This is a genomic window from Mesorhizobium sp., from assembly GCF_004962925.1.
GTDB lineage: Bacteria > Pseudomonadota > Alphaproteobacteria > Rhizobiales > Rhizobiaceae > Mesorhizobium.
Genome location: NZ_SUEO01000232.1, coordinates 1 through 9,844, shown reverse-complemented (window position 1 = coordinate 9,844; position 9,844 = coordinate 1). Strand labels below are relative to the sequence as shown.

Below are 9,844 nucleotides of genomic sequence, written 5' to 3'. Positions count from 1 at the left end.
CTCGCAGGATATTCCTGAGGAAAGTGCAGAATTGGACGCAGTGCGTGCTTCGCGCACAGCAACTCCGCGCGTCTTGGAACAAGAAGAGACCGGCAGCGTTGGGCCTGCAGCCGACTGAGATCGATTTGGCAGAAGCTACTGTCCGCAATTTCGCCATCAATCCAGCGAGGTTTCCATGACACACATCCGAGTCGACAATCAGCCAGTCACCCAAATCACCATCGTCGATTCTGAACCGGACAAGCAGTCCGAGGCATTGTCCGTCATGGCCGAGCGAGCCCGCTTTATGGCGCGTCAGCCTGGGTTCATCTCAATCAGCCTGCATCGCAGCCTCGACGGACGACGCATCGTCAACTACGTCCAATGGCAAAATCGCGATCTCTTGCGATCGGCTCATCAAGCGCCGGAATTCCGCAAGGAGTGGGGTCACTTCGATCAGTTGACGGACGAGATCGATCCCAATCTGTACGAGGTGACCGAAGTGATAGAGAGTGGTCAGTAGGCGTGCCGCCCCCGCAGAGCGTCGAGAAAGGCGATCGATTTTAGGGCCGGCGGGACGTTTCTGTGCGAATCCAACACCACTGACGGCACGACCTTGGACGAATCCAAGCATCAGCCTGCGCTGCAGAAACAAGACACGCCCGGTGCCTTGGCGAGCTTTCCTTATGACCGAATGACTGTCGAACGATTTCGGGAGGCATTTCCGCGAGCGAGGTGGAGCGACGAGCGCAGGAGCTGGTTTGTACCAGGCAAGACGGCAGCCCGTCGGGTCGACCGTTGGCTGGCGCGTGAGGCCGAGTTGCTGGCGGCCCACGCCGACAGCAAGGGACGTGACGCCTATGCGTTCGATCCGATCTCCAGTCCTTATCTCGAGATTGCAGACGATCTGCGCATTCGGACACGCTATTCGAAGACCGTCCTTCGGGAACTACATGAAATTCCCTGGGCAAGCTGGGACGATGAACTCCGAGCGTGGCGCGTGCCGTTTCGGTCCTATGAGGAACTGCGGCGCCGGTGGCCGACAATCGAAGACGCTGCCCGACTTAGCGAACCCGAGGAAAGGAAGCGCCGACGCGAGGCGGAGAGGGACTCGGAAGCCCAAAGAACAACGCGGTTGCGATATGCGGAACGCCGACGCCATCGCTATCCGTTGCCAGCTGAGGACTTGCCGCCGATGGGCCGAGCTGTCGCAACAGAACAGTACGGCGTTGTGGTCTTTACCGATGTGCCAGGTGAGCTCGTCGAGCCGTCAGTAGTGACTGCTTTCTACCCACACGCGATGCGGGCGGACGTCGACTACGTGTGGGGAACGTGGCGCTCGGCGACGCTGACGGAACTCATCAGGACATGGCCGGCTCGTCGCGAGGCCGGCCCGATGGAACATTCTCGGGGCTGGTGGCAGCCGACGCTTACCGAACTTAGAGTTGCCCGTCGAAACGCGCGCACCATTGAGCGTCGAAGGCGAAACCGCGATCTCAGTCCAACGTCATGAAATTCGGACCGCGACCCGATCTGGCCCGTCAGAGGCGCGGGCTTTCATTTGTTGGCTGCTGCGGCGACCCGCTGGGGCTGAGATTGAAAATGCGGCGGTGTGTCGAGTACAGCGATGGGCTGCCTGGACAGCCGGCGGTTACCCTTCGGATGCTCTAAGGCTCCGCGCCGCCTCATCGAGTGCCAGCGGATCGTCACCGAGGCGATCAATGAGGTCTTGTGCTTCGTCGCCGGTGATGCCTGTTTTCATCGCCAGCGCTTCCGCGGCCTCAACGTCCGATTGACCAGCGGCGCGCTTGCGCTTCTTCCCGCTGTTTTGAGGCGCAGGGGCTGGGACATCGGCACCAGATATTGCCGGTGGTCTAGCACCGAGCGAGCGATCTTCGTTCTCGATTTCGAAGGTCGCCTGATCCCAATGGCGCTCGTGCAGACCGTGCGTTTGGCCTTCTCGTTCCCAGATCTCATATGCGCGGCGCCGAATGCGTTCGTGTTTGTCGTCTGACATGGCCGTTCCTCCTTGTGGGTTCTCACCCAACGCTAAGGAGCGTTGGAACGATCCGTCCTACACGCGGATCTCGGACAAAAGCCGGACAAATTCGGTCGCGTGGTTTGGAGGAGGAACTTGCGTAGCGGCCGGCCGGCTATCAGAGTATCTCGTTCTGTGGACCTGCGTCTTGCGCGATCCGACTTTCCCCAATACGAAAGCGCAATAGCATAGGAGTTGATGAATGACCGAAGAGAACAGTCGCCAGAACGCGGAATTGATGGAATTGACCGCAGATATTGTTGCGGCGTTTGTCCAAAATAACGCAGTACCCGTAGCAGGCCTGCCCGATCTTATTTCTTCGGTGAACTCCGCTCTCGTTAGCTTAGTCAAGCCGGCTGTTGTTGAGCAGCCAACACAGACCCCGGCGGTCAACCCCAAAAAATCTGTGTTTCCCGACCACATCATTTCGTTGGAAGACGGGCGCAAGTTCAAGTCGATGAAACGCCACTTGGGCTTGCTTGGCATGACGCCCGATGAATATCGAGCCAAATGGGGGCTGGCGTTTGATTACCCAATGGTGGCACCGAGCTACGCTGCACAACGGTCGGAGCTGGCGAAGTCAATGGGACTTGGTCGCAAGACGGGCGCAAAAACGCTCACCAAGAAGGCGCCAGCCAAGAGGGCACCAGCCAAACGGGTGAAGGCCTAAGAAGACCCTGCCTCAGGGCAAGCGGACTAAAGCAATGACGCGCCAATCCATTGCCGAAGAGCTCGAGAGTGCCGCTGATCGCATTGCGGACATTTCGCGCGCGGATTTGCAGATCATTCTGCGTCGCGCTGCATTGATGCTCAGAAACGTCGCCGGCGTGCCGCTGGAACCGGCAACCGAGGACGCTCTCAACTCCATTGCCGCCGAAATGAAAATCGGCCGGGCGGACCTCATTCAGATCGTGCTGCGGGAATGGCTGGAAACGAACGCCTATCTGCAGGTGCGCGAAATCGATGAGGAGAGTGAAACGAACGGGAGCGCGTAATGCAAACTTCCGCGATCACGCTTTGCACGGCGAAGAGCTGCGAGTTTGCATCGAGATGAGCGACAAATTCGCGGCAGTTTGTCCATAACGCCTGAGCGCACCGACCTGATGGTGTTGCGCGGCTATGCGTATCTGAAATTGCGGCGTTTCGGCGATGCGGAACAGGTCTTCCGCGCCGCTGCAGGCACCGGAAATCGCGATGCCCTAATGGGGTTGAACGACGTCAAGGTGACCCGCGAAAATTCAATAACGACCCATCAGAACGTCGCCATTGGATCGAGCATATTTGATACGAGGCGTCGCCAGCCCTGCTTCGCTGCGTGTTTCTGCTCATGCAGCGGGCGAGGGCGCATATCGGCTGCCCAGCGAATAGCGGCTGCCGACATAGGTGAGCTTGTTGACCGTGGCGACCGCCGCGCCTGACCAGGTTCGCCGATGCAGGAGAAGACAGGGGTCGCCGGGCCGAATCATCAAGCGGCCGGCCGCCACCTCGTCCACGGCGATCGCCGAGATCACGTGCTCCACCTCCGTCAGCGGTGTCGCCCGCTGCAGATAATCGTACGTGGTGGTCGCAGCAAAATCTTGCCGGTGGTAGTCCGGTGCGAGAGCCGGATTAACGAAGCGCTCCTCGAGCTGGACGGGCACCTCGTCCTCGAAATGCACGATGATCGAATGGGCGACCGGTCTGCGGCGCATGAACTCGAAGGCGACGATGAGCTCCAGCGCCGGGTTGCGGATCTTCTCAAGCACGACGACCTCGGCCCTGTGACGTCCGCCGCGCGCGGCGATCTCGCCGGCGATGTTCCTGATTTCGATGAGCGCGGATTGCGGTTTCGGCGGCGCCACGAAGGTGCCCACGCCCTGGATGCGCAGGAGGTGGCCTTCCGAGGTCAGTTCCCTCAGCGCCCGGTGCACGGTCATCCGCGAGACGCCGAGCGTGCTGACCAGCTCGTTTTCGGAAGGCAGTCTCCGGTCCTTCGGCCATTTGCCGCTGCCGATGTTGCCGAGCACGTAGTCCTTGACCTTTTCGTAGAGCGGCCCGGCGGTTTCGGGAAGCTTGATCATCGCCCGGCCTCCATTCGCACGATGGTCTTCAGGCCGCCGCTCATACCTGCGATCAAGCGCTGGTAGGCGGCGGGAATTTCGCCGATCGCGATCTCCTCGGCCACGAAACGCGACAACGCGGGGGCGAGATCGCCAAGCATCGCGACGGCCGGCGCAAGCTCGTCGGTGAAAGCGTGGCAACCGACCAGCGCGATCTCGCGCTCGACCAGGAGGTTGGGGTCGAGGTCGAGGCGGCCATGCGAAATGCCGACCAGCGCCAGCGTGCCGCCGCCGGCCAAAAGATCGAGCAGCCGCGCCATCACCGTCACATTTCCCGTCGCGTCGATGGCATGGCGCAGGTTGGGATCGTGGGGCAGGGCGTCCAGGTTGACGACGGTCGCGCCGCTCACCTCGGCCACAAGATCCGCACGCGCTGCATTGCGGTCGGCGACGAAGACCGGTCTCTTGCCGCGCCGCGACAGGAGCAGCGCCGCCAACCCGCCGATCGGGCCGCAACCGGCGATAAGCACCGGCGCCCCGGCCGGTGCCGACAGCCGCCGCATTGCGTGCAGGGCGACCGCCAGCGGCTCCGCCATGGCGGCAATTGCGGGATCGAGCGCGGGGTCGTGGCGCAGGAGCAGCCGCGCCGGCAGCTCCGTTTCTTCCGCGAAACCGCCGTCGCAGACCTCGCCTACAAAGCCGAGTGTGGCGCAGATATTATGCAGACCGGCCCGGCAGGCAGGACATTCGCCGCACCAGAAACGCGAATCGGCGACGACCCGGTCTCCGCAGGCCAACTCGGACACGTCGGCTCCCACGGCTGTCACTTCGCCGGCGAACTCATGCCCGACGATGCTCGGCGCGCGGCTGATCCACTGACCAGTGCGGAAGTTGTGGAGGTCGGAGCCGCAGATGCCGGCGGCCGTCACCTTGAGCCGCACCCAGCCAGGCGCCGGTTCGCCGGGAGGCGGCACATCCTCAACCCGCAAATCGCCCGCCGCATGGAGTCTGGCCGCCTTCATCGTCCCGCTACCGCACCAGATATCGGTCGCGAACGTCGGAGACGGCGTGTTCATGCGAAGAGAAGCCTTCATAGCGGGCAAGTGTGCGGGCATGGCGCGCGAATTCGGGATAGGCCGCGGCCGTCACGTAGCCGATGGAAGAGCGCTTGACGAAATCCGTGACCGAGAGCGGTCCGCAGGTACGCGCCCAGCGGCTGGTCGGCAGGACGGCGTTGGGGCCTAGCCCGAAATTGCCGATCGAAACCGGCGTGTGCGGCCCCATCAGGATCTCGGCAGCTTCGGTGATGTGGCCAAGGTGCGCGAAGGGGTCGGTGGAGAGGATCTCCAGATGCTCCGGTGCGTAGTCGTTGATGAAGCGGTAGCTCTCCTCGATCGATGCCGTCAGCACGATGCCGCCACAGGCGCCGGTCAGCACTGCGGTGGAGAACGCTACCCGCTGCTCGGTCATGCGCGCCCAGTGCTCGGGCAGCGCGGCCAGCGCCTCCTCCGCCACGCGGCGGCTGTGGGTCACCAGATAGGCCGATGAATCCGGTCCGTGCTCAGCCTCGATGAGGAGGTCGAGCGCGGCCAGTCCGCCATGCACGCTGTCGTCGGCGAGGATGATCGCCTCCGACGGACCGGCCGGAAGACCTGGATCGATGACCCCTGCAAGCAGCCGCTTGGCCGCAACGACCCAGGGGCTGCCTGGACCGACGATCTTGAGTGCGGACCTGATCGTCTCTGTGCCATAGGCAACCGCGGCGACCGCCTGTGCGCCACCGCATTTGTAGATCGTTTCGACGCCGGCGAGGCGCGCCGCAACCAGCGTTGCTGCGTCCACCGAACCATCGGGCGCTGGCGGCGTGACGATAGCAAGCTCCGGGACGCCCGCCACCACGGCGGGCACTGCGGTCATCATTGTCACCGAAGGGAACGCCCCCTTGCCGCGCGGGACATAGAGCGCCACCGAGCGGATCGGCGTGAAGCGATCCCCGGCATAGGCGCCGGGCCGCATTTCCTTAAGCCACATGGCCTCCGGCTTCTGCTCTTCGTGGAAATGCCGGATGTTGTCGATGCCGAAGCGAATGGCGGCGACCACGTCCTCGTCCACCATGCCGAAGGCGGCGTCGAACTCGGCGGGGCTGACCTTGAGTCGAGCGGCATTCAGATCTGCCTTGTCAAAGTCGCGGGCGAAGCGGACGAGCGCGGCGTCGCCTTCTGTTCGCACCGCCTCGATGATCGGGGTGGCCTTCTCCATAAAGCTGGAGAGATCGGTCTCGGAACGCCGCATTAATGCCGCACGACCAGCGGCGTCGAGTTGGCTCAAGTCATGGAATGATACGTTTGGCATAGGATTTCCTTTGCGGCCCGGCTGGCCGGCATTCCTCATTTCGATTTCAGGAAGATGTCGAGCCCGACCAGCCTGTCGAGCAGGAAAATGGCGACAGCCGAGCAGGCGATGAAGACCACGGAGATCGCGGCAAGGTCCGGCGTGATGATCGAGCGGATGGAATTGTAGATCAGCACCGGCAGCGTCACGATACGCGCATCGACGAGCAGCAGGCTGACCAGGAACTCGTTGAGCGCCAGGATGAACATCAGCAGCGAGCCGGTAATCACCCCTGGCATCACCGCCGGCAAGGTGACGGAGAAGAACACCTGGAGCGGCGGCGCGCCGCAATTGGCGGCGGCCAGCTCCAGGTCGGGGTCGAGCCCGGTGGCACTCGCCGTCACCGCCCAGATCATGAAGGGTAGATTGATGACGCAGCAGGCGATGCCGACCGGCCAGAGCTGGCCGAGAATGCCAGCCTTGCCGAAGATCAGCATGAGGCCGATGCCCGATCCGATCAGGGGGATGGTGAAGGGCAGCAGCAGATAGATCTGGATCGTCTTCTCGAAACGCACCGCATATTTCGCCAGCGCGATGCCGGCCAGCGTGCCCACGGGAATGGCAACGATCGTACAGACCGTCGCGACTTGAAGCGTGCGCAGGAAAGCGTTGCGCAGGTCGGAGGCCTGCGAGATGCGCGCGTACCACCGCAGCGACAGCCCGTCCGGCGGAAACGTAATGATGTTGCCGCCGGTAAACGATGCGCCGAGCACCACGACTGTCGGCGCCGAAAGCGTGATCAGGGCTATCGTCACCAGGGTCCACAGGACAAAGGATTTGCTGCGCGAGCCGCTCACGCCCGGGACCTCCCCATGGCGAGCGTTCCGGCCCCGAACAGCGCGAACACGAGGCCGACAAGGATTGACCCGAGCGCGACCAGCATAAGCGCCAGCGTCGCGCCGAGGCCCTGGTCGGAGGTTCGGAAGAACTGGTCGTAGATGGCATTGGCGATGAAGTCCTGCGAGCCGCCGCCAAGGATCGCGGGGACTGCGAAATCGGTGAGCGAAAGCGTCAGCACCACCACGCCGGCGCCGATGAAGCCCGGACGAGCGAGTGGCAAAACGACGTGGATGAATATGCGAACCCAGTTGGCGCCAAGCGATCCAGCGGCCGCCTCCAGCTCTTCGGGAATGGCTGTGAGTGCCGGCGCGAGCATCAGTACGGCAAACGGCAGCATGTATTGGACGAGGCCGAACAGCACGGCGGGATAGTTGTAGATGAGCCGCATCGGGGCGACCCCGACAAGGCCGAGCGCCTCGTTCACCATGCCCTGGTTGCCGAGGATGATCAGCCAGCCATAGGCACGCACCACCTGGCCGATGAAGAAGGGCAGGAACAGTGCAATCAGCAGGAACTTGCGCAATCTGGGCGAACGCGTGCGCACCATCAGATAAGCGTAGGGAAAGGCGAAGATGAGCGTCACCGCGGTGACGATCAGGGCGGCGATGAGGCTGCGCTGCGCGACAACAAGGAACAGCGGCTCGGTCAGCGCCCGTCGGAAATTGGCGATGGAATAGTCGTCCGAGAACTGGAAGGTGGTGGTGTCGAGCGTGCGCAGGCTCGCATCCGCAATCTGGATGAGACCGAGCACGAGCAGTCCGACCAGCAGCACCGCCGGAAGCAGCATCAGGTAGGGCGTGGCGCGCTTGAACCGCGCCGGCCAGATGGCGGCGGCAACGCCTTCCAGCGCATCCATGATGCGCCATTTCAGGGGATAGGCTGTCCTGGCTGCCCGCATGAAAAATCCTATTTGACGTCATGAAGGAGCCGGTGCCGCGCCAGCGCAACACCGGCCGACCCGGCCTCAACCCTGCATGATCGCCTTGAACTTGGAAAACCACTCGCTCTCATTCTCGACCTGGACCTTCGACGAGATGCGGATGAGGCGCTTGAAATCCGCTTCGGTGGTCGGATAGGACGGGTCGCCCACCAGATCCTTCGGCGGTGTGAGGCCCGGCACCACGCCCGGCAAGCCGAGGCCGTCCAGCCAGACCTGCTGCGCTTCCTTGGTCAGCGCATGATTGATGTACTGCTTGGCCCAGTAGAGTTCGTTTTCCGGCAGGCCCTTGGGAATCCACAAACCGTCCGTGTCGAATTTCGCACCCTCCTCCGGCACGACCCATTCGATTTTCACACCGTTCTTGCGGGCCTCCCGGGCGTTGGTCGAAATGGTGCAGGCAGCGTCGATCTCGCCGTTCTGGAACCAGGTGGTGAAGTCGGGATCCTCGCCGAGCAGCGGCTGCTGCGCCTTCATCTTGGTGATGAAATCCCAAGCCGGCTGCATATTGCCGGGGATGTCCTCCAACTTGCCACCACCGGCGACCTGCGCGGGGAAATGGAAGCCGATGCCGTCATTGTAGAAGGCAAGCCGGCCCTTGAACTTCGGCTCGAGCAGATCTTTCCAGGACTTGGGCGGTCCGTCCGGGAATGCCGCCGGCCGATAGGCAAGCACATAGACGTAGCCGTAGGTATTGACGATCGGGAAGCCTTCCAGGCCGGCCGGCTTGGCAAGGTCCGTCACATTGGCGAGGTTAGGCAGGTCGGAGAGGTCTTCCGTCACGCCGCGCAACGCCGACTTCGTGGCATTGGTGGTGGTGTCCCAGTTGATGTGGATCGGCGGGACTCGGTTCTGCGCCACCGCGGCCCAGACCTTGGGCTGGATCTCGTTGTCTTCTGTCAGGTCGTGACGGACAGCAATCCCCGTCATTTTGGTGAAGCTGTCGGACACGCCGGCCTTCAGGCTATCCACCCAGCTGCCACCCCATGCGCGCACGATGATCTCCGCCGGCTTTTCCGGTTCCTGCGAATAGGCACCGCGCAGGCCGAGCGCTGAGGCGCCGCCGAACGCGGCGGTGGCCTGAAGGAAGGTTCTGCGGGAAAGATGGGATAATGTCGGCTTGAAGCGCTTCATCTGCATTCTCCTCTGGGTTTGACCGGTTTCCGGTTCTATCGAAAAACAAGCATATCCCTGGCATTCCACCCCAGGAACACGCCTTCGCCTATGTCGAACTGCGTGTGCGCGGCGGCATCATGGTCAAAAACGCGAATGACCTCGTCGCCAATCGCGGCGCAGGCTACCTCGTAGACCATGCGCTCGCCTTCGAAGATCGTGTCGGTGACAGTCCCGGCCAGCACGCAATCGAGCTTCGACAGCTGGGCAGCATCGCCGGCGAGACGGATCTGTTCGGCGCGGATCGCTCCCAACGCCTTGCCACCCTCCGAAGGCGGATTGGACGGATCGCCGACCTTGCCGGCAAGCATCAGATCACCCCGAAGGATGGAGGCGTCGCCGGCTTCAGAGACGACCCGTACCGTACCGGCAATGAAGTTGGTGACGCCGATGAAGTTGGCGACGAAGGCGTTGCGGGGCTGGCGGTAGGTCTGGATCGGCTGCGCT

General features: G+C 62.7%; 12 protein-coding genes. 4 read left to right on the top strand and 8 right to left on the bottom strand.

The features are described from left to right. Positions 1-175 precede the first annotated feature (175 nt). Together E5W87_RS30230 and E5W87_RS30225 are read left to right on the top strand one after the other, a co-directional pair. Positions 176-502, top strand: coding sequence for an antibiotic biosynthesis monooxygenase (locus E5W87_RS30230; RefSeq protein ID WP_292406012.1), 327 nt, complete (start codon positions 176-178; stop codon positions 500-502). Between the two features lie 93 nt (positions 503-595). After that, positions 596-1,492: a hypothetical protein gene (locus E5W87_RS30225; protein WP_292406009.1), complete on the top strand. Its 897-nt coding sequence runs from the start codon at positions 596-598 to the stop codon at positions 1,490-1,492. 138 nt (positions 1,493-1,630) lie between these two features. Here E5W87_RS30225 and E5W87_RS30220 read toward each other — a convergent pair whose 3' ends face one another. After that, positions 1,631-1,996 carry a DUF2934 domain-containing protein gene (locus E5W87_RS30220; protein WP_292406018.1) on the bottom strand — a complete coding sequence of 122 codons (366 nt, stop codon included), beginning with the start codon at positions 1,994-1,996 and terminating at the stop codon, positions 1,631-1,633. Positions 1,997-2,219: 223 nt separating this feature from the next. On the opposite strand from E5W87_RS30220, the gene E5W87_RS30215 reads away from it, so the two are divergent. Both E5W87_RS30215 and E5W87_RS30210 read left to right on the top strand, forming a co-directional pair. Then, positions 2,220-2,687 carry a MucR family transcriptional regulator gene (locus tag E5W87_RS30215; RefSeq protein ID WP_292406006.1) on the top strand — a complete coding sequence of 156 codons (468 nt, stop codon included), beginning with the start codon at positions 2,220-2,222 and terminating at the stop codon, positions 2,685-2,687. Positions 2,688-2,721: 34 nt separating this feature from the next. After that, a complete protein-coding gene (locus E5W87_RS30210) occupies positions 2,722-3,012 on the top strand; it encodes a hypothetical protein (protein ID WP_292406003.1) in 291 nt (96 codons plus the stop codon). A gap of 330 nt (positions 3,013-3,342) precedes the next feature. Here the strand turns inward: E5W87_RS30210 and hutC are convergent, their stop codons facing one another. The 7 genes from hutC to E5W87_RS30175 all read right to left on the bottom strand — a co-directional run. Next, entirely contained in the window at positions 3,343-4,077 is a 735-nt protein-coding gene (gene hutC / locus E5W87_RS30205) for a histidine utilization repressor (RefSeq protein ID WP_292406000.1), read from the bottom strand. Beyond that, a complete protein-coding gene (locus tag E5W87_RS30200) occupies positions 4,074-5,078 on the bottom strand; it encodes a zinc-binding dehydrogenase (RefSeq protein WP_292406015.1) in 1,005 nt (334 codons plus the stop codon). Before E5W87_RS30200 ends, hutC begins: the two co-directional genes overlap by 4 nt. A 7-nt stretch (positions 5,079-5,085) precedes the next feature. Further along, complete coding sequence (hisD, locus tag E5W87_RS30195) at positions 5,086-6,408, bottom strand: histidinol dehydrogenase (RefSeq protein WP_292405998.1); 1,323 nt, start codon at positions 6,406-6,408, stop codon at positions 5,086-5,088. A gap of 35 nt (positions 6,409-6,443) precedes the next feature. Beyond that, positions 6,444-7,244 (bottom strand): ABC transporter permease, encoded by an 801-nt coding sequence (locus tag E5W87_RS30190; protein WP_292405995.1) that lies wholly within the window; start codon positions 7,242-7,244, stop codon positions 6,444-6,446. Then, positions 7,241-8,185 carry an ABC transporter permease gene (locus E5W87_RS30185; protein WP_292405992.1) on the bottom strand — a complete coding sequence of 315 codons (945 nt, stop codon included), beginning with the start codon at positions 8,183-8,185 and terminating at the stop codon, positions 7,241-7,243. The genes E5W87_RS30190 and E5W87_RS30185 overlap by 4 nt, the downstream gene beginning before the upstream one ends. A gap of 66 nt (positions 8,186-8,251) precedes the next feature. Then, complete coding sequence (locus E5W87_RS30180) at positions 8,252-9,358, bottom strand: PotD/PotF family extracellular solute-binding protein (protein WP_292405989.1); 1,107 nt, start codon at positions 9,356-9,358, stop codon at positions 8,252-8,254. 35 nt (positions 9,359-9,393) lie between these two features. After that, positions 9,394-9,844: TOBE domain-containing protein (locus E5W87_RS30175; protein ID WP_292405985.1), on the bottom strand; the 451-nt coding region annotated here is incomplete at its 5' end.